Annotated in this window: 16 protein-coding genes and 4 pseudogenes; 6 read left to right on the forward strand and 14 right to left on the reverse strand. The window is 68.3% G+C overall.

Translation table 11 applies throughout. The features are described 5' to 3' along the window. The first annotated feature begins 40 nt into the window (after positions 1 to 40). Complete coding sequence (locus AB0I60_RS14750) at positions 41 to 1,189, forward strand: S1 family peptidase (RefSeq protein ID WP_360729645.1); 1,149 nt, start codon at positions 41 to 43, stop codon at positions 1,187 to 1,189. Positions 1,190 to 1,869: 680 nt separating this feature from the next. Here AB0I60_RS14750 and AB0I60_RS14755 read toward each other — a convergent pair. After that, on the reverse strand, positions 1,870 to 3,618 hold the full coding sequence (locus AB0I60_RS14755; protein ID WP_360729647.1) for a hypothetical protein: 1,749 nt from the start codon (positions 3,616 to 3,618) through the stop codon (positions 1,870 to 1,872). A gap of 91 nt (positions 3,619 to 3,709) precedes the next feature. Here AB0I60_RS14755 and AB0I60_RS14760 point away from each other — a divergent pair, with 91 nt between their 5' ends. Further along, entirely contained in the window at positions 3,710 to 3,985 is a 276-nt protein-coding gene (locus AB0I60_RS14760; protein ID WP_360729650.1) for a helix-turn-helix transcriptional regulator, read from the forward strand. Positions 3,986 to 4,022: 37 nt separating this feature from the next. Here the strand turns inward: AB0I60_RS14760 and AB0I60_RS14765 are convergent, their stop codons facing one another. The 3 genes from AB0I60_RS14765 to AB0I60_RS14775 form a co-directional block, all read right to left on the reverse strand. Beyond that, a complete protein-coding gene (locus tag AB0I60_RS14765; protein WP_360729653.1) occupies positions 4,023 to 4,391 on the reverse strand; it encodes a nuclear transport factor 2 family protein in 369 nt (122 codons plus the stop codon). 141 nt (positions 4,392 to 4,532) lie between these two features. Then, the gene (locus AB0I60_RS14770) at positions 4,533 to 5,192 is read right to left on the reverse strand and encodes a hypothetical protein (protein WP_360729656.1); all 660 of its coding nucleotides are present in this window, start codon (positions 5,190 to 5,192) and stop codon (positions 4,533 to 4,535) included. A 107-nt stretch (positions 5,193 to 5,299) separates the two neighbouring features. Further along, positions 5,300 to 5,878 carry a TetR/AcrR family transcriptional regulator gene (locus tag AB0I60_RS14775; RefSeq protein WP_360729659.1) on the reverse strand — a complete coding sequence of 193 codons (579 nt, stop codon included), beginning with the start codon at positions 5,876 to 5,878 and terminating at the stop codon, positions 5,300 to 5,302. 148 nt (positions 5,879 to 6,026) lie between these two features. Between AB0I60_RS14775 and AB0I60_RS14780 the strand changes: the two genes are divergently transcribed. Then, positions 6,027 to 7,001 (forward strand): DsbA family protein, encoded by a 975-nt coding sequence (locus AB0I60_RS14780; RefSeq protein ID WP_360729662.1) that lies wholly within the window; start codon positions 6,027 to 6,029, stop codon positions 6,999 to 7,001. A gap of 770 nt (positions 7,002 to 7,771) precedes the next feature. Here the strand turns inward: AB0I60_RS14780 and AB0I60_RS14785 are convergent. The 10 genes and pseudogenes from AB0I60_RS14785 to AB0I60_RS14830 all read right to left on the reverse strand — a co-directional run bounded on the left by AB0I60_RS14785 (position 7,772) and on the right by AB0I60_RS14830 (position 19,640). Continuing rightward, on the reverse strand, positions 7,772 to 12,838 hold the full coding sequence (locus AB0I60_RS14785) for an NACHT domain-containing protein (protein ID WP_360729664.1): 5,067 nt from the start codon (positions 12,836 to 12,838) through the stop codon (positions 7,772 to 7,774). 795 nt (positions 12,839 to 13,633) lie between these two features. Then, the gene (locus AB0I60_RS14790) at positions 13,634 to 14,563 is read right to left on the reverse strand and encodes a DUF4158 domain-containing protein (protein WP_360729667.1); all 930 of its coding nucleotides are present in this window, start codon (positions 14,561 to 14,563) and stop codon (positions 13,634 to 13,636) included. A 181-nt stretch (positions 14,564 to 14,744) separates the two neighbouring features. Then, a pseudogene (locus tag AB0I60_RS14795) lies at positions 14,745 to 15,128 on the reverse strand (cation transporter); the annotation flags it as partial. A 1,379-nt stretch (positions 15,129 to 16,507) separates the two neighbouring features. After that, positions 16,508 to 17,035 (reverse strand): annotated as a pseudogene (locus AB0I60_RS14800) (TnsA-like heteromeric transposase endonuclease subunit); the annotation flags it as partial. Positions 17,036 to 17,050: 15 nt separating this feature from the next. Beyond that, positions 17,051 to 17,242, reverse strand: a complete 192-nt coding sequence (locus AB0I60_RS14805; RefSeq protein WP_360729670.1) for a hypothetical protein — start codon at positions 17,240 to 17,242, stop codon at positions 17,051 to 17,053. A 304-nt stretch (positions 17,243 to 17,546) separates the two neighbouring features. Beyond that, positions 17,547 to 17,999: a hypothetical protein gene (locus AB0I60_RS14810; RefSeq protein WP_360729673.1), complete on the reverse strand. Its 453-nt coding sequence runs from the start codon at positions 17,997 to 17,999 to the stop codon at positions 17,547 to 17,549. A gap of 223 nt (positions 18,000 to 18,222) precedes the next feature. After that, the gene (locus AB0I60_RS14815) at positions 18,223 to 18,744 is read right to left on the reverse strand and encodes an Imm1 family immunity protein (RefSeq protein ID WP_360729675.1); all 522 of its coding nucleotides are present in this window, start codon (positions 18,742 to 18,744) and stop codon (positions 18,223 to 18,225) included. Positions 18,745 to 18,793: 49 nt separating this feature from the next. Continuing rightward, entirely contained in the window at positions 18,794 to 19,042 is a 249-nt protein-coding gene (locus AB0I60_RS14820; protein WP_360729678.1) for a MafI family immunity protein, read from the reverse strand. A gap of 28 nt (positions 19,043 to 19,070) precedes the next feature. Further along, positions 19,071 to 19,307: pseudogene (locus AB0I60_RS14825) on the reverse strand (EndoU domain-containing protein); the annotation flags it as partial. Between the two features lie 15 nt (positions 19,308 to 19,322). Next, positions 19,323 to 19,640, reverse strand: a complete 318-nt coding sequence (locus AB0I60_RS14830; protein ID WP_360729706.1) for a polymorphic toxin-type HINT domain-containing protein — start codon at positions 19,638 to 19,640, stop codon at positions 19,323 to 19,325. Between the two features lie 573 nt (positions 19,641 to 20,213). Here AB0I60_RS14830 and AB0I60_RS14835 point away from each other — a divergent pair. From AB0I60_RS14835 to AB0I60_RS14845, 3 genes and pseudogenes are all read left to right on the forward strand, one after another. Continuing rightward, positions 20,214 to 20,723, forward strand: coding sequence for a helix-turn-helix domain-containing protein (locus AB0I60_RS14835; RefSeq protein WP_360729709.1), 510 nt, complete (start codon positions 20,214 to 20,216; stop codon positions 20,721 to 20,723). A 3-nt stretch (positions 20,724 to 20,726) separates the two neighbouring features. After that, a pseudogene (locus AB0I60_RS14840) lies at positions 20,727 to 21,620 on the forward strand (IS5 family transposase). Between the two features lie 12 nt (positions 21,621 to 21,632). Next, a partial coding sequence (locus AB0I60_RS14845) for a GGDEF domain-containing protein (RefSeq protein ID WP_360729680.1) occupies positions 21,633 to 22,672 on the forward strand: 1,040 nt, incomplete at its 3' end.

Here is a 22,672-nt window from a genome sequence, read left to right on the forward strand (position 1 = left end):
CCATCGCGCGGATCTTCCCTGCACCACGAGGAGATGTCGGATGAACCGCACACTTGCGGCTCGTATCACGGGCGTCGTCCTGCTCGCGGCGGGAACCGTCGCCGCAGCCGGAATGCCCGCCACCGCAGAACCCACCACGACGGAGGCGAAGACGGCCACCCCGGCCATGTTCGCCGCCCTGCAGCGCGACCTCGGCCTGAGCGCCGAGCAGGCCACCGACCGCCTCGCCCGCGAGGCGGCGGCCACCGGCCTGGAGACCAGGCTCCGCACCCTGGTCGGAGCCGACTTCGCCGGCTCCTGGTTCGACGGCACCACCGGCAAACTGGTCGTCGGCACCACCGACGCGGCGGACCTGGCCGCGATCCGCGCGGCCGGTGCCGACGCCCGCAAGCTGGCCAACAGCGCCATTACGCTCGACAACGTCAAGGCACAGCTGGACAAGCTGGAGGGCGTCGCACCGAAGTCGGTCACCGGCTGGTACGTCGATCCGAGCGCCAACCAGGTCGTCGTCACGGTCAACAAGTCCCTCGAGGACGCTGCGACGACGGCGTTCACCGCCCGAGCCTCCGCACTCGGCAAGGGCACGGTCCGGGTGGACGAGGTCACCGAGTCCCCCAGGACACTGGCCTACATCCGTGGCGGCGACGCCTACTACATGAACGGCGGCGGCCGGTGCTCGATCGGTTTCGCAGTGCAGGGCGGCTTCGTCAGCGCCGGGCACTGCGGGACGCGGGGCACCAGCGCCACCAACAGCAGGGGTGAGCGGCTGGGCCAGTTCTACGGCTCCAGCTTCCCCGGCAACGACTACGCCGTGATCCAGGCGTACTCCGGTGTCACGCTCTACCCCTACGTGAACGACTACCGCGGCGGCAACGTCGTGCTGAAGGGTTCGCAGGAGGCCCCGGTCGGCGCGTCCGTGTGCCGCTCGGGTTCCACCACCGGCTGGCACTGCGGCACCATCCAGGCCAAGAACCAGACCGTCCGCTACCAGGAAGGCGCGGTCTACGGCACCACCAGGACCTCCGCCTGCGCGGAACCGGGCGACTCCGGCGGCTCGTGGGTGACCGGCCAACAGGCCCAGGGCGTGACCTCGGGCGGCTCCGGTGACTGCTCCTCCGGCGGCACCACCTACTTCCAGCCCGTCAACGAGATCCTGAACGCCTACGGCCTGCGCCTGCTCACCGGCTGAGCCGAGCGGCCACCACACCGCCCGTACAGGGGTGGCCCGGTCCGTCGACGGACCGGGCCACCCCTCGCCCGTCGCCGTCCTGCAGTGCCAGGATGGAAGCATGGGCGCGGGGGAGCTGTACGGGCGGAAGCCCGAAGTCGATGCGATCGCCGAACTGCTGGCGGCAGCCCGGACGGGGATGAGTTCGTCGTTGGTGCTGCGCGGCGAGCCAGGCATCGAAGACGGCGTTGCTCGACCACGCCGCCGCAGCGGCCGGAGACCTCAAGCTGGTCCGCAGCACAGGCATCGAGTTCGAGGCGAACCTCCCGTACTCGGGCTTGCAGATGTTGCTGCGCAAAGCACTCGGCTCCCTCACCGCGCTGCCCGCTCCGCAGCGCGCGGCCCTGGAGGCGGCGTTCGGGCTCGGACCCGCCGTCGACTCCGAACCGATGCTGGTGGGGCTGGCCGTGCTCTCCCTGTTGGCCGAACACGCGGACGGGACGGGGCTGCTGTGCCTGGTCGACGACGCGCAGTGGCTCGACCGGGCGTCACGGGACGCGTTGGTGTTCGCCGCCCGACGCCTGCACGCCGAGGGCGTGGTCATGGTCTTCGCCGCGCGTGACGGCGAAGGTTCCTTCCCCGCCGGCGGTCTTCCGGAGCTGTCGCTGTCCGGACTGGCGCCGGAGGACGCCGCCACCCTGCTAGACCGGCACCCGCTCGCCCCCGCCGTGCGCTACCGGCTGCTCGCCGAAGCGGACGGCAACCCGTTGGCGCTGCTGGAACTGCCGGTCGCCCTCGCGGCCGAGAGCGGCAGCGCGGCCACGCCGGGAGCCCTGCCCCTCACCAGCCGCCTGCACCTGGCCTTCCACGGCCAGGTCAGCCGGCTCCCGGCGGCGTGCCAGGACCTGCTGCTGGTGGCGGCGGCCGACGAGACCGGCGAACTCGCCGCGATCCTGCGCGCCGGTGCCGCGCTGGGAGCCACCGTCGAGGACCTGTCCCCCGCCGAGCAGGCCGGCCTGGTGCTGCGCGGTGACACCGACGACACCACGATCCGCTTCCGCCACCCGCTGGTCCGTGCCGCCGTCTACCGGCGGGCACCGCTCGGGCGACGCCTTGCCGTGCACCGCGCGCTCGCCGACGCCTTGGACTCCCCCGAGCACGCGGACCGTCGGGCCTGGTACCTGGCCGCCGCCGCCACCGGGACCGACGAACAGGCCGCCGCCGCGCTGGAGCACACCGCCGCCCGCGCACGCGAGCGCCGTGGGCACGAGGCGGCTGCGGCGGCCTACGAGCGAGCCGCCCGCCTGAGCGCCGAGCCCGCCGTCAAGGCCCGCCGCGAGGCACTGGCAGCGGAAGCGGCACTGGAAGCCGGAGACCTGGCCCGCGCCAGGGCTCTCGGGGACCGCGCGGGTCGGCGACTGGGCGAGGACCCGGCGATGAGCGCGCGGGTCACCCAGGTCCGGGCGCTCGCGGACTTCTGGCAGGGTTCCTACTTCTCCGCCCACCGCTTGCTGCTCGACGGTGCCGGGCTCATCCGCGCCACCGATCCGGGCCAGGCCGCCGCGATGGTGGTCCAAGCCGTCCACACCTCCTGGTACCTGGGAGAACGGCAGCTCGCGGCGGAGCTGGACCAGTTGACCGCACTGCCGTTGGACGACACCCACCCCCTCGCGCCGGTCGGTCCGTACCTGGCCCACCTCGACCAGGACCGTTCCGCCCGCCCGCCGGCGCTGGCCGACACCCTCGCAGCGGTGCGCAGCCGAGGCCGCGCGCCCGACCAGGTGTTGATGATCGTGTGCGGCGCGGCACTCGCGCTGGGCCAGGACGTCGACGCCTACGAACTCGCAACCGCGCTCGCCGCCGAACACCGCGCGAGGGGCGGCTCGGGACGGCTGCCGACAGCGCTGTTCTTCATGGCCGAGGGCGAGGTGTTCACCGGGCGGCACCGTGACGCGCTGGCCACCGCGACCGAGGCCCTCAAGCTCGCCCGCGACACCGGCCAGCAGCAGTGGATCAGCCAGTTCGCCGGCGTGCTCGCCTACCTCGCCGCCGCCGGGGGTGACGAACCGGCGTGCAGGCGACACGCCGAAGAGGGGCTGACGACTGCCGCCGCCGGCATCACCGCCCCCGGTGCACCGTGGGCGCACTGGTCGCTCGGACTGCTGGACCTCGGCCTGGGTCGCGTCGAGGCGGCACTCGCCCGCTTCGAGCGCCTGACCCGTGAACCCATGCGCCACCACATCTGCGCCACCCGTTCCACACCCGACCTGATCGAGTCGGCCGTGCGGGTGGGGGTGCCGGAACGTGCCGCAGAACCGTTGGTGCGCTTCGAACGTTGGGCAGGATCGGTCCGACAGCCGTGGGCCGACGCGCTCGTGCTGCGCTGCCGTGGCCTGCTCGCCGACGATTACCAGACCGAAGCGCTCTACACCGAAGCGCTCGGACTGCACGACCAGGACGGGCGAGCGCTGGAGTACGCGCGAACCGCGCTGCTCTACGGCGAGTTGCTGCGGAGGGCGAGGAGGAAAGCCGAGGCGCGGTATGCGCCCGTGGGCCGAACGCACCCGCAGCGAACTGACCGCGACAGGTGCCCAGGACCAAGCCCCCAGCCCCGCCGAAGGCCCGGCCGCAAGCCTCACGCCGCAAGAACTCCAGATCGCCAGGCTGGCCGCGCGAGGACTGTCCAACCGCGACATCGCCACGCAACTGTTCCTCAGCCACCGAACCGTCGGCTACCACCTCTACAAGGCGTACCCCAAGCTGGGCGTCACCTCGCGCGGCGACCTCAGAACCTCCGCCGAACACCTCGGCCTGTGAACCGCCCTCCCCACTCACCTTCGTCCTCGGGGACGGTTCACACCCCGGCCGGCACCTTGTCGAGGAAGCCGGGCACCTGCCGGATCCGCCCGTCGCCGCCCACAACCGCCACGTCGAACCCGATGACGACCGGCTCAGCCCCCTCGTGACCGAGGTGCCAGGTGAACCGCGCGATGTCGTGGTGGGCGTCCACAGCACCACCGAGACGGAACACCCATCCCCCGAACTGCGCCTGAACCCCCGCGATAGCCGCATCAAGCCCATCCCGTCCCTGAACGGCAACCAGCGGGTCGGCGTAGGTGGTGTCCTCGGCGAAGACCTCCGCCAGCACAGCCTGCCGAGCGGCGGCATCCGTCTCGTTCCACGCGGCGATGTAGCGCTGGACCAGCTCGTTCATGTCGCTCATGTCGTTCTCCTCAACGATCGTGTCCTGCTGTCACGACCAAAGCTAGAGAGATGGAGACGACGGGGAATCTGACACGCTTAGGTACTTTCGCCCCTACCTTCCAGTCCCCCTCCCACGAACCACACCGGTCCAGTGCCTCGATCAGCGTTCAAGAGGCTGCTTCAACCCGGGCAGCCGATCCGCGCCGTACAGCGTCGACAGCGTCCGATCCACGAACTGGTCGACCGTGAGCCCCTGCTGCTCGGCGGCGTACTCGAACGCCTGGTCACCGAGGTACAGCAGCGGTTCGGGGTTGAACTTCCAGAGGCCGAACTCCTTGGTGAACTCCAACGCCAACCCACTCGCCTGCCCGTCGGCGGTAGTCACCTCGGCCTTCGCCGTGTCCCCGTTCACCTCGATCGACCCCAGCAGGACGCGATCGAGCGCCCCCTCACTGATCAACCCCTTCTCCACCGCAGCCGCAACAACGTCCGCCGACGTCATGGCGCGCAGCTCAGAGGCACCGAACTCGGCACGCAGCGTGTAGACCACGAGCCGCCACGTGGTGCCGAGCCGGGCGGTCTGCTCCTCCGACGACGTGAGGGCGAGTTCCTTCAGTTCGAGGTAAGTGCTGAGCATCTTGTTGGACATGGCCTGCACGGCACCCTTGCCGTCCTTCGCGCGGGCGGCGTTCTTGTAATCCTCGAAACCTTGCGAACGGCCTGCTCCTCCACCGCACGATCCACCACCGCAGTGGTGGTGGCAACCGACGAACCCCCGGCGGTCGAGGAGGACACAGCCGGAGCCGCACCGCCGCCACACGCACCAAGCACCATCACGGCAACCAGAGCCGGAACGGCCCCGAATGATCTGTTCACCGGCGCAGCGTACGCGGGACACTCCGTCCCCACGGATCTCCGACCGGTGCTTCAGCGCAACAACGCCCACACCTCGTCAGCAGCCTGCTCTGCGGTGAGTCGTTGTGGAGCGGAAACCCACTGGGTGAAGGCTCCCACGAAGGCGCCCGCCAAGTAGTGCGCGCGCAGTTGGGTGAGCGCCTCGTCTCGCGCCGCGTTCGCTGCACGGAGTTGCGCAGCAACCTCTTGGGCCAGCAGACCGCGCAACTCGTTGACGAACCGCGCTGTTCCGGTCGGTCCGAGCATGGCCCGGTACAGCGTCGTATTGGTCTCGACGTGGCGGAACAGGTCGGCGAGCTCCGTCGGCGTGCCGCCGCCCTTACGGGTCAGCGGGCAGCGTGCCGCCGCGTTGGCGAGTCGGCCGACCTCCTCCTGCATGGCGTTGAGCAGCAGGGCGTCGCGGTCCTTGAAGTGCTGGTAGACGGTGGCACGGTTCACGTCGGCACGCTCGGCGATGTCGGCGATGGTGATCGACTCCACGTCGCGCTCGGACGCGAGTTCGAGGACCGCAGCGCGCAGGAGGTTCCGGGTACGACGAACCCGGGGATCGACGCGCTCGCCGACCTCGACAGCGGGGCTTTCCTTCGCCATGACACGGAGTGTAAGCCCTTCACGACACTTGACGAATAGTCGACACGTGTCGCTGATGCACCCCGACGATGTGTCAGGCGTCGGACAACGCACGAAGCACTCAACGAAAGCTGTTGCATAGACGACAAGTGTCGTTTACCGTCGCTGTATGCGAATGGAGATGTGGGCAGATGTGGTCTGCCCCTGGGCCTACATCGGCAAGCGTCGCCTCGAACGCGCACTGGTGGGCAGGGATGACGTCGAGGTGGTCTGGCGCCCCTTCCGCATCGATCCGACCGCTCCGAGCCGGGCCGTGCCCCTGGAAGAGGCGCTACAGGACCCGCTGATGGACGAAGCCGTGCGGGCATGCGCTCCAGACCTGACCCCGGCCGAGAACCGCGTGCGGGTCTCCTCGATCGCAGTAGCGGAGGGCTTGGGTCCACGGTGGGGTGCCAGGTGGCGGGCCGGCAGCCACGATGCCCACCGCCTGATTGCCTTGGCCCACGACCACGGCGGCGCCCGCTTGCAGGACGACGTGGTGGAACGCATCCTGCGCGCCCACTTCATCGAAGCGCTCGACATCAGCGCTCCCGCCGTACTCGCGGGCATCGCCGACGCGGCAGGTTTTGCGCAGGGAGCCGGACTTCTGAACAGCGACGCAGGAGAGTCGCACGTCCGAGAACTGCTCCTGGAGGGCAAGGCTCGCGGCGTGAAGACGTCACCGTCCCTGGTGGTGGGTGACCGGGCACTCGCAGGCGCCCAGGCTCCGGAAGCGATCCGAGCCTTTTTGGACAGTTGCGGCACACCGGGTGAACTGCCTGCGGAGGTCGCCAGGATGCGGTGGGCCGAATCACTGCTGCGTCAACGCGATCCCCTGGGTGCGCTGACGATGCTGCGCAACCTCCAGAACGAGTTCCCCGACGACCGATCAGTGAAGACTCTCGCCGCCCGCGCCTACTTCGCGTCAGCACAGCTGAAGCACGCGGAGGTCGAACTGGCAACCCTGGTAGAACGGTATCCGGACGACGCCTACACGCGCCTGCTCTACGGCCGCACCCTTCAGCGCCAAGGCCGCGCCGATCAAGCAGCGCCACACCTCCGGCTCGCGTCCTTGGCTGGCGGAGACGAGCAAGCCGGCAGGTAGCACGCCGCTTCATCGATCCGCGCCGGCATCACAGCGAGGTAATCCAAATCGGGCTGTGCGGGTCGTCGAGGAACCAGCGGAGCGGACTTCGTTCCTCCTCGGTGACGCCGACGCCTTCACAGTCCAGGGTGAGATGTTGGTTGATCACTCGACAGTCACACGGAACCCCATGTCGGCTCCGGACCCGCGAGCCGACCGGGTCCCGAGGGCCTCGTGCAGTTCCATCGGCCGACCGCCGTCGAAGCCCAGCTCTCGCCAGTGTTCTCTCCCGCGCTGGTTCGAGCCGCCGTTGCACGCTCGCACCGACACCGTGTTGGTCAGCGCCTTCCACCGGAACTCCTGGTCCGGACACTCCCCGCTGAGCACGTCGCATCGACCTGGCACCACGCCGACGTGGTTCACCGCAACGGGCGTCCTCACCGCCCAAGCCAAGGGCACCGTCGCCGGAAGACACTCCATACCGATCCCGTGCTGGGCGAGCGGCTCTACGGATTGGCGGCGTTTCCCGAACACGGCACGCGCCGTCCGCACGCAAGCGAAGTCCCTACTCCCCATGGGCAGGCCGTGCAGTCGGCCAGAGACTTCACCACCCCACCTCAGCCACCCGATGCAATCCCGCACTCCTTGCTTGAGACCGCAACGGCAAGGAGGACCGGACGTTCGACGCCGTCTCCAGTTCGCCAACCCACGCGTTTCGGATCGGCACAGCACCAAGGCAGCCGCCGCTATCCGCGCCGTGGAAACCCTGATCCGCACCTGCGCCGGCCACGTCAGGACGTTGCTCCCGGCAGTCTGTCACCAACCCCGAGCCGCCTGATCTCCGGGTAGTACGGATCCAACTCCCCCACCTCGAACCTCACCTGTTTCACCGCCCACCACAAGCGGTCACCGACGTCATCCTTCGTCTTGTACGACCCGTCGGGCAGCACGACCGCCGTTCCACGCTGCCCGTGTACCAGCACCGCGAGCTCGGCACCGGTCCCGGCATCCCAGATCCGCGCCGTGCCGTCGTCGGAGGTGGTTGCAATCCGGGCCCCGTCGGGCGAGAACGCCACACTGCGCACTGTGTTGGTGTGGCCGATCAGCACCGACAGTGGCTCGCCGGTCAGGCTCCAAATCCGAGCCGTGCCGTCCTCGGAAGCCGTCGCAACACGGCGGCCTTCCGGGGAGAACACCACGTCGACGACGCCGTCCTCGTGGTGTTCCAGCCTGGCCAGCTCCCGGCCGTCGAGGTCACGAACCCGTGCTGTGCCGTCGGAGGACGCGGTCGCCACCACCTGTCCGTTCGGCGCGAATCCCACTGCGTGAACCTGGCCCCTGTGTGCGGGCAGCTTCGAGGTCTTGCCATCCCGCCACAGCACGGCCGTGCCGTCCGCGTGGCCGGTCAGGAACAGGCCACTCCTCGTTCGGCATGTCAGGGCGGTGATCAAGGAGCCGTAGCCGGCTTCGTAGCGGCCAATCGGTCGGCCGTTCCGGGAATCCCACTGACGCACGACGTTCCGCGAGGCGGTAAGCAGCCGAGAGCCGTCGGCGGAGAAGTCGAGCGCGACGAGCTGACCGGCCATCTTGATGATCGGCGTATGTCCGCGCGCGCGGATGTCGAATCCGCTCTCGGTCGCGTACGCCATCCGGTCGTGGGCGGGCGAGAACACGGCTGTGCGTCGAGCGGTGCGTAGCGCGGAGTACTCCTGATGCACGTGACCCGTGACCAGATCCCAGATCCGGGTGGTTCCGTCAGCAGAGGTGGTCAGCAGCCACTGGCCGTTCCTGGAGAAAGCCGCCGATCCGACGCCGTGGTGATCGTTCGTCAGGAGTCGGGTGGGTCGTGGTGCCCCCTCCGGATACACGGACACGCCGTGGCTGGTGGCGACCGCGTAGCTGGTGCCCGAAGGGGCGGCGGCGATGTGCTGGACCTGCCCGGTGATCGAGACCGCACTTCGGCTGCCCGACACGGCAGACAGGGTGATGACGCTGTCGCCGTCGCTGACGAGCACGGTGAGCTCGTTGAGGAAGACCTGGTCTCGCACCCTCGCCAGGCCGGTTGGGTGGCCGTCCAAGTGCTCACCCGTCTGGGTGTCGATGACCGTGATGAAGCCGGGTTGGGTGACCACCAGGGTTTTGCCACTCGGGGAGAACGCCATACCGGCTCCGTGACCCGCTCGGCACCGCGACCACACCGACGTGGCGTCGATCGAGCGGATCTGCACCTCGACACCTGATCTGGTTGCCAACAACTTCCCGTCGGGCGAGACGATGACGTCGTCGTGGTACGCCGGACGACTGGTGAGGAGTTCTCCCGACCGCGCTTCCCAGAACAGCATCCGTCCTTCGACGTCCTGGCTGATCAGCCTGGTCGAGTCGGCGGTGAAGGAGACACGCGGCCGCAGCCGGGACGACAGGCTCGACAGCAGTTCACCGGTGACCGCGTCGCGCACGTGCGCCCTGCCGTCGTCCTCGACTTCAACGACGAGGCGACTGTCCGGTGACCAAGCGATCCAACGCGTCCGTCGCCCGCCCCACACCCGCACGGGCCGGTTGGTCCGCACGTGGTGGAGCTCCACCACGTGCTCACGTGCGAGCGCGATCAGCTCGCCGTCCGGGGAGAAGGCGGTCGCACGCACGTCGTGACCGAGCGGCGCGAGCATCCGCTCGGCTGCGTCACGCCCATTCACGACGGCCTCCTCAGGCGCGGCTCCTTCGACCCCGAGCAGCACCGCGCGGTCCCACCGGCTGCCATCGAGCACCGCGCCCACCAAGCTGCCGCCGACCAGCCGCACTTCGGACAGGTCGGCGTCGGACAGGTCGGCACCACCGAGGTCCTTCTCGCGCAGGAGTTGCCCGCGCAGGTCTGCCTTGCTCAAATCCGCCCTTCGCAAGTCCATAGCGGTCAGGTCGGTTCCGCGCAGGTCCATCCCGGCAAGCACCAGGCGGACGCGGGCACCCAGCCTCCCGATGACTTCGGTGGCGTTGTGCCTGGCGGCCTCGGGCGCATCGGCCGCTGCCAACACGTTTTGTGCCCACCGCAGGGCTTCTTCGTGCCCAGCGAGGTCGCAGAGGAAGTCGACCATGAGCCGTGACATGCGGCGGTTCACGACGTCTGTCACGGACAGCTCCTCGGCGGCCGCCCTGGCCACGAGCCACTCCATGACCGATTGGTGCACGAAAGCGAACCCGCTCGACGCGGTCCGCACCAGCAACGATCCCGAACCCACGGCGTGCGCCGCTTGGTCGATCGAGTACCCGCGCTCGGTCAACCGGGTCAGCGTCTGCACGACGGTGTCGGTCAAGTCGGCGGTGTGGGCGGTGGTCGCCGTGGTCCGCCACAGTCGCATGGCCAACGCGGTGCACGCGGACAAGCGCTCGTCGCTGTCGAGCGACGACGTACCGAGTCGGTGGTCCTGCCGGTCCGCCTCCTGGACCAACCAGAAGTCGACCAGCTCCCGGTAGAGCTCGGCGGCGCTGATCTTCCCGTGCTGCTCCTGGACCTCCAGCAGCCGCTGCTCGTCCAGGTTGGCGATGAACGACAGCATCCGCGGGTTCCTGGACAGGCCGAGCAGGTCGCTGATGGCTCCCAGCAGCGTGAACCGGCGGTCCGCGCGTTTCGCGTCACCATCGTAGTGCCTGGTCAGGAACTCGCGGATTTGCTCGTCGGTGAAGTCCTCCAGCACCACGACCTGGCTGGCGGTCAGCGCCGACACCTGTCGGCCGAGGGCGTTGAGCACCTGGTCGGTGGACTGGAAGTGCTGACTCCGACTCGTCAGCACGACCTTCGCCTGGTCGGTCACGGCTTGGAGCAGAGTTGTCAGGTAGTCGGCCGCATTATCGTAGCCGACGCGCAGTTCCAGCTCGTCGAACCCGTCGAACAGCAGCGCCAGCCGTCCGCTGCTGATCAGGTAGCGCAGCTTCTTCACATTGACGTCTTCAACCCCCTCTCGGACGAGGTGTCCCACGAGGAGTTCGTCCAGGGTCGGCGCCTTCTCGAGGTTGCGCAGTTCCACCAGAATTGGTGACAAGCTCGGGTTGTCCTCGGGTAGCGCCCGGGTCAACTGCCTCAGCAGGAACGACTTACCGCGCCCGAAATCCCCGAGAACGACGACGAAACGCGCGATGTCCTCGCGCAACCAGCCGAGAACACGCCCCAGCAGGTCGACAGCGACCTCCTCCGATCCCACCTGCCGAAACCTCTGCGGCACGAACAGTTCAGCCGGGTACACGCGATCCTCGACCAGCCGCTTGGACTGGCGCGACACCAGCGGACGCAGGTCGAGCATGCCCTGGTACTCGACGAAGCTGCGCAACCGCACGCCCTGCCGTCGGGCCGAGTCGAGCAGTTCCTGCGGGGCAGGGTCGCCGCTGTACACGATCTGCGACGGCACCGTCGGGTCGGCGGCGGCGAACGGTCGGTGCACCTGCTCGACGAAGCTGTCCACCCTGGGCCGGTCGAGCCGTTCGGCCACTCCCACCGGCCACTGCTCGACGCCGCTGTCGGACCGGGGCCGAGAGACCCGCAGGTAACCCGTGCACGGGGTGACCACCGCATCCGGATTCGCTACCCGTGTCGCCTCCAGCACACGTTCGAAGAAATCCGGCGGCCCGAAGTGCTCGTCCACCTGTTCGTGCGTGGACGACCGGTTCGAGTTCGGGGTGGTGAGACCTGTTCCCGGTGACGACAGGTGCGCGATTGGATCACCCGCGTCGACGACCACCAAGTGGTGCCACTCATGGCCGGGGTGCTCTTCCTGCCGACGCGCAAACCAGGCACGCTGCCGCTCGTCCACACCGCTGGTGCCGTCTTCGTGGGTGATCGGCACCGTGGAGTTCATTCCGGCCACCGACAGCGCCAGCTCCGGGTATTCGAACAGCGTCCACGGCTCGTCCGGTGTGAAGGTGAACCGCCCTCTGTAGAACTGCTGGAATGCCTCGGCGAACGGCCCGTACTTCGGCCAGTACGGTGGGGTCGGTGTGCGCCCCCACCCCTCTTCCGAGTCGAAGTAGGCTCGGCACAGCTTCAAGTTCACGTCGCGGGCACCCGGCACGATCACCACGTGCTCGCGTGGCAGGCGCACGGTCCGTGCGACTTCTTCCAAGAACGTGAAGCCGCGCTCGAACTCCTCTTTGAACCCGTGTTCGGTCAGGTCACCGGTGAAGATCACGAGGTCGGGACGAGCCTCGTCGAACCCGCTCGGCAGCGGCAGGCCGGAACCGAAACGGGTACCGGACAAGTGCAGCACCACCGGGAATGCCTCTTCGGGTAGTGCGATCCGCAACCGGTCGGCCGGGATGGCGTAGCTGTCCTCCTTGGCGGCGGTGGCGACGATGCCGACCACCCGACCCGAGTCTGCGGCCCACACCGGGCTACCGCTGTACCCGCGCCGCACCGCCGGTCCGGACTCCGCGTTCAACTGGAGGAGGTCACCACCGACCCGTCCCCACACCTCGGCTCGCGTCCAGGTGCCGTTCGGGTGCGACTCCGGGTAGCCGAACACGGTCACCCCGGTGCCGGGGACGGGTGGTGTCGACACCAGACGGGCGGGTGTCACCCCTTCGAGCGAGGTGGCGTCCAACACTGCCAGGTCGTCACCGGACATCCCTTCGCGTGAGGGCGGCGGAGCCCAGGAGCGGACTACCGCCGACGCCCGCGTGCCAGGCAGTGCGGGGAAGTCGAACGCAACTTCGCCGGAGGGCTTCTCGGCGGACGACGGGGGTCGGCCGAGGGCGAGGTTCACGACGTGCGCGCACGTCACCACACCACCGTCGAGCATGACGCCTGCACCGACCGGACGTCCTCGGGAATCGGTGAAGCGGACGACGGAGGTGGGTAATGAGCCGTCGGACATCGGCTAGAGGTACCACATGCTGTTCGAGCGTGGGCGTCCCGGCAGGCGATCCCCCGTCTTCTCGGACATGGCCGACCAGGCGCACGAGCTGATCTCGGACGCTGCACCTGCCGACAACTCCGTCCGTGCAGACAGCGGACGTGTCCACCCCGTTCGGTCCGATCAACGTCGTGATCCGTCGAAGCCCACTCAGCCGTCCTCGAGGCGGCGGAAGTTCCTTCTCCGGATCCTGGCAGGTCCTAACCTCGGGCGCATCCCCACTCTCGACCGCGCCGCCCGCCCACGATCGGCGACCACATCGAGCGTCGTCGATCATCTCAGCACCGCAGCGACCTTCGCTGTGCCACTCGCACACGCCGCACCCGATTGAATTGAATCCCAACGGATCGGCGTACCGACTTCTTCGTTTCCTCAACCGCGACTCGTTCCGATATTCAGGGATGCGAGATTCCGATGGACGAACTGAGGATGAGTTCCTGGTCCGTGCGCTTCGAGCTGTTATGCCGGCCGGACCGCAGGTCTGCCGACGGCCTGGGGGCGTTGGGGACCCTGTACGTGGTACACATCGGGATTGGCTGGATCGGTTGCCCGATGCCCTGTTCGGCGCGTCGACTGCGACGTCTTGGCAGCGGTAGACCGAGTGGCCCAAGGCCCGCGTGCGACCGAGATTGCCCGAGCGACTGCTCCTGATCTGCGGCATGGTCGGCACCTCGTCATCCGCATCGGCCCTCCGCCGACCCAGGTACGACCACGACGAGAACCATCGCCTGGTTCGCGCCCGTGACACCACGCCGGTCATCGCCCAACGAGGCGCCGCGCACGGCTCGAGTCCGGGCAGAGTTCGTTGACCGGCGGGGCGGACCTTCGCAGGGTGATCAGCAGGTCCACCAGCGCGTCGGTGATCTCCGTGGCCCGCAGCCGGCACAACGCCGCCAGCAACGTCACCCGCACCGACCCGGGCATCGCCCGCAGATCCGACGGGTACGCACGCGCGGCACGGGCCCGCCACGCCGCGACCAGCTTCTCCGAGGCGTCGGCGAACAACCCGCCGGGCAACCCCAACGCCCGCACCGCCGCAAGTTTGTCGATCTCCCGCAGCAGCGTCTCCAGACTCGCCTGCCCCGGATCGGCCTTCAACTCGCCCCACAGCGTCCGCCCGCCGGGCAGCAGCGGGGCGTCCTCGGCGACCAGGTCCTCCAACGCCACCAGACACCCCCCGTCCAACCGGGACAACGTCGCCTCGCAGAACCGCCGCTCGAAGCTCGCCCGCGCCGAACCGACGATCCGCTCCATCCGCCCCGGCGGCTCCAGCCGCTCCGCACGGCAGCGCACCAGCACCGCCTGGCGCAACTGCTCCTCCCGCAGCTCGACCGGGCACACCTCCTCGGCCAGCCACGCCGCGACCTTGTCCTCGTCGCCCCGCGTGAACTCGCGGAACCCGAACTCCGTCCGGATCTGCTCCCGGTGGTACTTCACCGACCGCCCGGCCCAGTCGTAGCCGTCGAACTCCTCCGGCGCCACCTTCACCTGATCGGCGACATAGGCCACCACCACCCACGCGAACTCCTCCGGACCACGCGGGAACCGGGCCTCCAACTCGAAGAACCTCAACAGCAACGCGAACCCCAACCGGGTCACCCCGGACTTGTTGCCCACCAACGGCCAGTCCCCATCGACCAACATCCACGACGCGATCAACTCATCGGTCGTCCACTCCCGAGACACGGCCCCGAACCGTAGAAACGACACCACCACCCACCACACCCGCCCCCAAGCAACCCCCTGACCAGCGCCAACCCGCTACCTTGCACTTCGGGTCACGTATAGGAGTCCTGGGTCGAAGAGTAGATCCGGACAGCCGGGTGAGCTGGTTGTCCGGACCTACTTTGCGGATTCGGTGGCGGCGTCAGCAGGCGCAGTGTTCGCCGCGCCAGGCGTCGCGGCCTTCCTTCACGGCCACGGCGGCGATGACCAGGGCGACGACCGGGTCGGCCCAGGACCAGCCGAACAGCGAGTTGAGCACCAGGCCGACCAGCAGCACGCCGGACAGGTACGTGCACAGCAGCGTCTGCTTGGAGTCCGCGACCGCGCTGGCCGAACCCAGCTCACGTCCGGCGCGGTGCCGCGTGGCCGACAGGAACGGCATGACCAGCAGCGACACCGTCGCCGGCACGGACTCGACGGTGACGTAGGCGGCCAACGCGAAGAATGACACCGCGATGACCTTCACCGCCGCCCGCTCGCGCTTCTCGGGGTCGGTGCCGGAGAACTGCCAGGCCACGGCGGAGGCGGGTCCGGTCCACACCACCGGCGGTCGGGCAACGGCATCGACCTGGACGCAGAGATCGGGGTACCGGATGTTCTCGCACCGGCGCTCGGTGATGGGCGAGGCGATGGGCGCCCTTGAACCCTGCGACGTGCTGGGCGAACAGCGTCTTGATCGCGGCGAACGTCGCCTCGACCACGCCCTTGTCGGTCGGGGTGCCCTTGCGCGCGGGTTGGATCGAGATCCCGAGCCGTTCGCAGGCGCGGGTGAACGTCTCGGAGATGAACACCCGGCCGTGGTCGACGACCACCTGCTCCGGGACGATCACCGGCCGCGCCGCCGCCTCCCGCATCCGCGCGTCCACCGCCAGCAGCCGCTCGTGCGGCAGCACCGAGGAGGCCATCGCCAGCGCGGCCGACCAGCCCGGCCGCATCGGTTCGGGGACCAGCATCTTCGCCAGCAGCAGCGCCGCGTCGACCGCCTTGGTGCCGACCGGGCGCAGCACCGCCGCGCAGATTGCGCGGGTGGCGACGTCGACCGCGATGGTCAAGTCGGCCCGGACCGGGACGCCGTCGGCGGCCAGGACCATGACGTCGATCGGGGTGGAGTCGATCTGGACCTGCTCGCCCGGCCGCGCCGCGGCCGTCGCGGTGAACGCGCCGTCGGGCCGGTTCGCGAGCTGGCGGCGGGTCACCGCGGAGCCGAAGGTGTGCCGCCCGGTGCTCAACCGGTCGACCAGCGCGTAGAACGCGCTGCGCCCCGGCAGCGGAATCGTCCCCGGTCCATGCAGTTCCTCCAGCCGCTTGACCGTCCGCCGGATCAGCCGCGACCGGGTGCCCGTCGAGGCGTCCGTCTCCGCCGCGATCAGCTCCCGCAGCACCGCCACCACCCGCGCGTCGGTCTGCCCGGCAACGTCGAAGCGGCGGGCCGTGCGCTGGTCGACCAGCCCCCATAACCCCTGCTGCAAGTAGCGGGCCCGCTTCAACTCGATCGTGCGCAGACCCGCGCCCAACTCGGCGGCCTTGGCCCACTGACGCTCGGCCAACGTGGTGGTCAGGGGGTCGTAGCCGGGCCGCGGACCAGTGCCCGCGACGGCGCCGGGCGCAAGCCCGGTCTCGACCTCCACCAGATGCTCGCGCCACTGCTCGGCGGCTGCGACGACCTCCGCGGGCAATGCCTCCAGCATTCCGAACGGCTCGACCATCGGCGTCGACGTGGGTGCGCCCGCGGCATCCAGCACCACGAAGTCAGCCGCTGCATGAGGTGTCCCGGCCAGCACCACCTGCTCCGCCCCGGAGTCCGCGCGCAACCTCACGGCCGTTCCAGCATACCGACCACCAGGTGCTCCTCGCTGTCGAAGGCGATTCGGTCTCCCACCCGCAACACCGGCCTTGCTCCGACGTTCACCGGCTCACCACCGCGTCGGTGTGCAGCGGCCTCGACAACTCGACGTGCAGCTCGCGCTGCCAGAGCAGGTGGAACAACACCGGCAGCACCGCGATCGGATCACCGACCGCTTCCGCGCCCTCAAGCAAGCCGTGTGGCTCGGCGAACGCCTCCCGCAGCGCGGCCGCGGGCAGGTCGTGGCGCGGGTGCCGGTAGCCGGCCAGCCAACGCAGGTTGCCCATCAGCACCGGCTCCACCGCGTCGACCACCTCGTAGCGCCAGCCCAGCACCGCGCAGGCTTGCGCGGTCGCCTCGAACGCGACCTGGTCCCGAGGCTTGATCCGGTCGGCAGGGCGGCAGTCCAGCACCAACGCCGACCCGTCGGCCAGGCGCGCGAAGTAGTCCGGCGCGTGCGAGCGCCGCTTGCCCTCGGTCGTGGTGAAGAACAGCCAGAACGGCTGCGAGGCGATGCCGACCACCTGCGGATCGACGTCCAGCAGGATCAGCCGGTCCCTTTCCAGCCACGACTCGTACCCCACCAACGTGCCCGTGGTGGCCGTCTACCAGCGGCCCACGTAGTGGCGCTGGCCCTTGAAAGACGGAAACCCGCGCACCGGCAGGCACGACTCCAACGGCACCGACCACACCTCGCTCAGCCCTACCCGGTTCTCGCCGTCCTCGTCTGCGAAGACCAGCTCGAACCTCTCGGGCGCCGCTGGCGCACCGCCCGGCAGTACACCCAGATCCGGCACGCGCCGCATTCTCCCGGCTGGCTAGAACGTGTGGTCAGCGGGCTCCGCAAGGTAGGCCGGACACCGCAGCCAGTCCCGCAAACTAGGTCCGGACACCGCAAGGTTCAGTCGGACAGGACACCCGGACCGGGCTACACAATGCACCGTCCGACGCCACCTCCGGACACTGTCCGGAGCCAACCTGCTGGAGGCCAGCCCTCTGGAGACAATTTTTCATACAAGTCTAGCCATGCGACCGACCTTTGGCACCCACAGGTCCGGTCCGCTTCGACACGTCACACCGCCCGCCTCGCAAGCCCGCAGATCACCGGGTGCTGCTCGGCCCCACCCCCTGCTCGAAGGGACGCTTGTTCTCGTCCCGGAGCCAGCAGCCGTACTTCGGGTCGACGTAGGCAGACCGGGTGTAGATCCCTTCGCAGACCCTGGCACCCGACACCTCGTACCGCACGACCTTCTCTCCCCGATAAAAGGCCAACGCCCCGCCACCAGAACTGAACCCCGGCGCGATGTCCCACCCGACGACCTCGTTCACCTTCTCCCCCGACGTGTAGCGCAAATCGAACACGTACACCTCGTCCCACTCCCAGTCCGTGAACTCGGTGAGCGGACGCGTCTCGGTCGCGGACTCCAGAAACCCGTCGATCTCGGCGTTGACGCTGACCGCCGTCGGCGGGTCCCCCACCCCGCTGCCGCGCTCGACACCAGAGGCCGAACCCCCGTCGCCGCACCCCACGACCACCGTGATCCCCGCGATCACGAGGCCGAGAACCGCTCGTGAACCACTTCGCAGTCTTGCCGACACCATCCGCCTACCTGTCCACACAAGGGGCTCCAGTGACCCGGATACTCGGTAAGAGTACCGGCAACTTGCCGTCGTCCGCGTCGACTCAGGTCCGTTGTCTAATAGTACTGATAGTCCCGGGCAACCGCTCCTGGCCATTCCTTTGCAATAAGGAGGAGGACGGCCCTACAACTGCGGATCACCCATCGAGTCGACGCCCGTTCATCTCGCCGTGAACCCAATCAACCCCTACGGGTCGGGCACCAGTGCCGACACGGCAAAAGTTATTCAGGACAACACGGACTCGTTCGATCGGCACCGCACTGCGACGATCGTAGAACAGCGGGCACCCCGGATCGGAAACCACACGAGGGTCGCGGTCGGGCGGAGACGGATTGTCGGATACCCAAATGTATTCCGATATTCCGTCGTTCTCCCGCGCGGCTCTCTCCGTATTAACGAACCAGGTTAGTCCACCAAACCCGGTCGACCTGTTGACCGCCACGTACAAGTAGTTTCCCGGCCACCGATCACAGCTGTTGACAGTATGCCGCCCATCCGCGAACATGAAGCACGCCTGTTCGCCCGGACTAATACCGGGACCACCGACTTCTTCGGACTTGAGGTTATCCATCACCTCAGCGATGAGCGCCGACATCTCCTCCCACGTCTCGGCATAGCGATAGACGCCGTGGACAACAACATTGAGAGTCAATGCCAACCTCGACCCTTCAGCACGATAGGTCCTGCCGCACGGATGTACCATACCGTCATGGTCGAGCCAAATCTCCGATGTTGCCGACCAGCCTCGCAGAGCCCAACTCTTCCGAGGCCCACTGCAACCGTTCGTAATAAGCGGAACTGATGCGGAGTTGGTCGTCGTATATCCAGGAGCACAAGGTGTCGAAGGCAAGCGCGTACTCGCCGGCCACCAGCAACCCCCGTACGTCACCCAACACGTCGGGATCGGACAGCGGGGAATCTGCCAACAAGCTCTCCAGCTCGGTGCGGAAGTGCATGGGACTCACATTCACCTCATCTCATCGACTACTTGTCGAGCGGGAACGCGGTGACGACCCGGTCGTTCGCCGGTTCGAAGATCACGCGGATGTTGACCCCGTCCACCTTCCCCTCCACCTTCCACCGGCTGGGGTCGCCGTTGCGCGTGTAAAGCGCTCCTGCCGCCCCCGTCTGCTGCTTCCACACGCTCTTGGGGCTGGTCACCACTTCTGCCACGCTGTCCAGAATCCTGTCGGTGTCCCATCCTACGGGGAACACCGTCCTGTCCTTGTTTCCCGGCTACTTGTGACCGCCGCCCTTGTGGTCACCGTGGATGATGTGGAGCTGAGCCCGTCCGTCGAGCAGCTCGCGCCCGGTGCCGGTCGGGCACCCCGTGTTGTGCACGAGTACCGGGGTTTCGCCTGCCAGCACGTAGTACGTGCGAAGGTCGGCGACGCTGCAGTTGTAGACCTGGTTGTACTCGCCGTGGACCCGCTTGCCCGTCACCACGGTGCGCTGACCAGAGGCCGCGCGCAACTCGTCGCCGTCCTCGAGGTCGAACGCATCGACCCACGCCTTGGCACCAGCGGAAATACCGTCGCCACAGGAAACGCACAGCCTCGGGAAGCCGTTGGGCGCGGTTCAACGCCGTCCTACGCGCCCAACGGCTCCCATACTGTACTGCTTTCACACCCCGCTCCCACGTGCTCCCTGGCACATCGAGCACACCGATCGGGAGCTCCGCCAACCCCAATCTCCAACAATCGGATCCGTACCCAGACGCAGTGCGCCTCCGCCCGACATCGACAACGTCCAGTTGTGCCGACGGGCGGACGTTGCCGATGTCGGGTCGGTAGGCCTTCGCTTCACCTATTGCTATCCAAGCTTTCGCAGCCGTGCCCTCGGAGTTCTGCCCGCAGGTCACGAGTTGCGCGGACGAGCGGGATGAGAACACGGGCGAATCGTGCGACAACGGTCGGGAGACGGTTGAGGGTACCGACCACCATCGCGCTCGCCCCCACCCATGCGATCAGGTCCACCATGGCGGATCTCCTCGTTCGTCAGATGCGGTGTTCGCGCAAGACACACTGTTGCGGTTCGCCGGTGGTCCCGTGCTTGTCCGAGCTGGCACTGTAGGTCGCGGCGGACAACCGCCGGTTGTCCGCGGACGGGACACGGAGCGAGGTAGCGATGCGGTCAGGCCGCCCCTGGGGTCCGCTCAAAGGTGACGACCAGGCACGGCACGACCTCGCGGGGTACCTGCGGGGGCTTGTGGACCACTCGAAGTTGACGCTGAAGGCGATCAGCAGGACCTGCCAGTGCAGCGACACAACGGTGTCGAAGCAGTTGGCCGGAGACCAGCTGCCTCCGTGGACGTTCGTGCAGGCGGTGATTGAGGCGTGTACTCCCGAGGAACGTCATCGGTCCGATCGGGCGCGCGTGGGCCGGGAGTTGTGGCAGCGCGCCGTTCGAAGCAGGAGGACGGACCTGCCTCCGGCGGAGCCGGAGCTGCGCGACGCGCACACGAGGTTGGTCCGTGCTCAGGCCGAGACCATCGCGACACAGCGCCGACTCATCGAGGTCACGGACGAGCTGAGCACGGCACGCCGGCAACTCCTGGGAAGCGTGCAGGTCGAGCACCGCGCATCCCAGGTGGTCCTAGGGCCTGTCTTCATAGCCGGGTTGGCTGGTCTGGTTTGATCTGTGTCTGTGGTGCGCAGGCATGGGTTGACCGATGAGCAGTGGCGTGCGGTCGAGGCGCTTCTTCCCGTGTCGGGGGCGAGGGGTCGTCCTCGGGTGGACGACCGTCGGGTGGTCAACGGGATGCTGTTCAAGGCGAAGACCGGTGTCGCCTGGCGGGACCTGCCGGAACGGTATGGGTCGTGGCAGACGGTCTACACCCGGTTCCGGCGGTGGTCCCTCGACGGCACCCTGTCGGCGTTGGTGGCGAAGGTACGGGTGGTCGGGGAGGCGGTCGACGAGCTGGACCGGGAGGTGTCGGTGGATTCGAGCATCGTGCGGGCGCACCAGCATGCGGCCGGCGCCCGCCGCGTGGCGTCCACCGCGACCGGCGCGGGGGGCGGTCGGATCGTGCGGCGGGCACGGTGACCCAGGTGATCATGCCATCGGCCGGTCGCGCGGCGGACCCACCACGAAGATCCACCTGGCCTGCGACGGCCACGGCCGTCCGCTCTCGGTCGTCCTGACCGGGGGCAACGTCAACGACTGCACCGTGTTCACCCGGGTCATGGCCGGGATCGAGTTCCGGAGTCCCGGTCCGGGACGGCCGGCGACCAGGCCGGTCAGGGTGCTCGCGGACAAGGGCTACTCCACCCGCGCCATCCGCGCCGAACTCCGGCGACGGCACATCCCGGCCACGATCCCGGAGCGCCGCGACCAGCAGGCACACCGGCTGCGCCGGGGCCGGCCGGGGGCCGCCCACCCGCCTTCGACCGCAACGCCTACCAGCGCCGCAACGTGGTCGAACGCTGCTTCAACCGGCTCAAACAGTTCCGTGCCGTCGCCACCCGCTACGACAAGACCACCACCTCCTACCAAGGCATGATCGACCTCGCCACCCTCACCATCTGGCTATGAAGACAGGCCCTAGTGCTGCGTGTCGTCCTCATGCGTCTGTCGGCACTGATCTCACATCTCACCGCGGAACGAGATCGTTATTTGGCCGAGGTGATCGGCTACCAGGCCGAACTGGAACAGGTACGCCGAGGACTGAGCAACGCCAGACGGGAACGCGGTCGGGCAGAGAGCCAGCTCGCCCAGGCGAAGGAGGAACGTGAGCGGGCCTCGATACTGACGGAACTCCTCCAGGACAAGATCACGCGCTTGGAGCGCAACGCCAGGCAGTCGGACGGCTCACCGCGCATACTCCCGAACGACGGTGAGGTCGTCCTGCGGTCGAATTTGCCCTCAGCAGAAGAGATCCTGCTTGACACGTCGACCGGTCTGGATCGACTGCAGCGCATCATCGACGCACAGGACGACGAGTTGGTCGTGCTGGAGTCGACGGCCGTCGACTTTAGCGGGTCACCGGTGACGTTCCAAACTCCCCTCGCCGTCGTGCTCGACGAGATCTCCCGAGCTGCGGACTTCCTTCGTGAAGTGAAAAGCGGCGCGCCAGGAGGGTTCGCGGACGAAGACACATGGCACCGGGTCGCCGAGAGAATCCGCGAGCAGCTCAACGCCAACCGGGTGGTACTCCGGTTACGCATCGACCCGCAATCCCCGATGGTGAGTATCGTGGCGGGTAAGCCGCTGCCACCGAACAGCGATAATCCGGGCAGATTGCGCGAGGACCCCTTGCTCCAACTGCCAGGTTCGAAGGTGCGGCACTTCCGAACCGTCGACGCCGACGAGGCGGTCTCGGAGGCTCTGGCTCGTCGCAACACACGAGAAGCCCTCGTCGCGCCGCTGCGTGAGGCGACCCAATTGCTCGGCGCAGTCGAAGTACACGATCTGACGGGACGTGAGCGGAGTTTCGACAAAGCCCACATCGACTTGCTGTCCGCCTCAGCCAGCCACCTGACGATAGTCGCCGACAACCGCCGGCTGCTCGCCCGGCTGCGCCACGACGCCTACCACGACCCGCTGACCGGCCTGCTCAACCGGCCGGGCTTCCGCGAGGCGGGCAA

This window comes from Actinosynnema sp. NPDC050436 (assembly GCF_040655415.1).
GTDB lineage: Bacteria > Actinomycetota > Actinomycetes > Mycobacteriales > Pseudonocardiaceae > Actinosynnema.

Coding starts and splice junctions, on each gene's coding strand:
- AB0I60_RS14750 (WP_360729645.1), top strand. CDS start 41: ATGAACCGCACACTTGCGGCTCGTATCACGGGCGTCGTCCTGCTCGCG.
- AB0I60_RS14760 (WP_360729650.1), top strand. CDS start 3,710: ATGCGCCCGTGGGCCGAACGCACCCGCAGCGAACTGACCGCGACAGGT.
- AB0I60_RS14765 (WP_360729653.1), bottom strand. CDS start 4,391: ATGAGCGACATGAACGAGCTGGTCCAGCGCTACATCGCCGCGTGGAAC.
- AB0I60_RS14775 (WP_360729659.1), bottom strand. CDS start 5,878: ATGGCGAAGGAAAGCCCCGCTGTCGAGGTCGGCGAGCGCGTCGATCCC.
- AB0I60_RS14780 (WP_360729662.1), top strand. CDS start 6,027: ATGCGAATGGAGATGTGGGCAGATGTGGTCTGCCCCTGGGCCTACATC.
- AB0I60_RS14785 (WP_360729664.1), bottom strand. CDS start 12,838: ATGTCCGACGGCTCATTACCCACCTCCGTCGTCCGCTTCACCGATTCC.
- AB0I60_RS14820 (WP_360729678.1), bottom strand. CDS start 19,042: ATGCACTTCCGCACCGAGCTGGAGAGCTTGTTGGCAGATTCCCCGCTG.
- AB0I60_RS14835 (WP_360729709.1), top strand. CDS start 20,214: ATGCGGTCAGGCCGCCCCTGGGGTCCGCTCAAAGGTGACGACCAGGCA.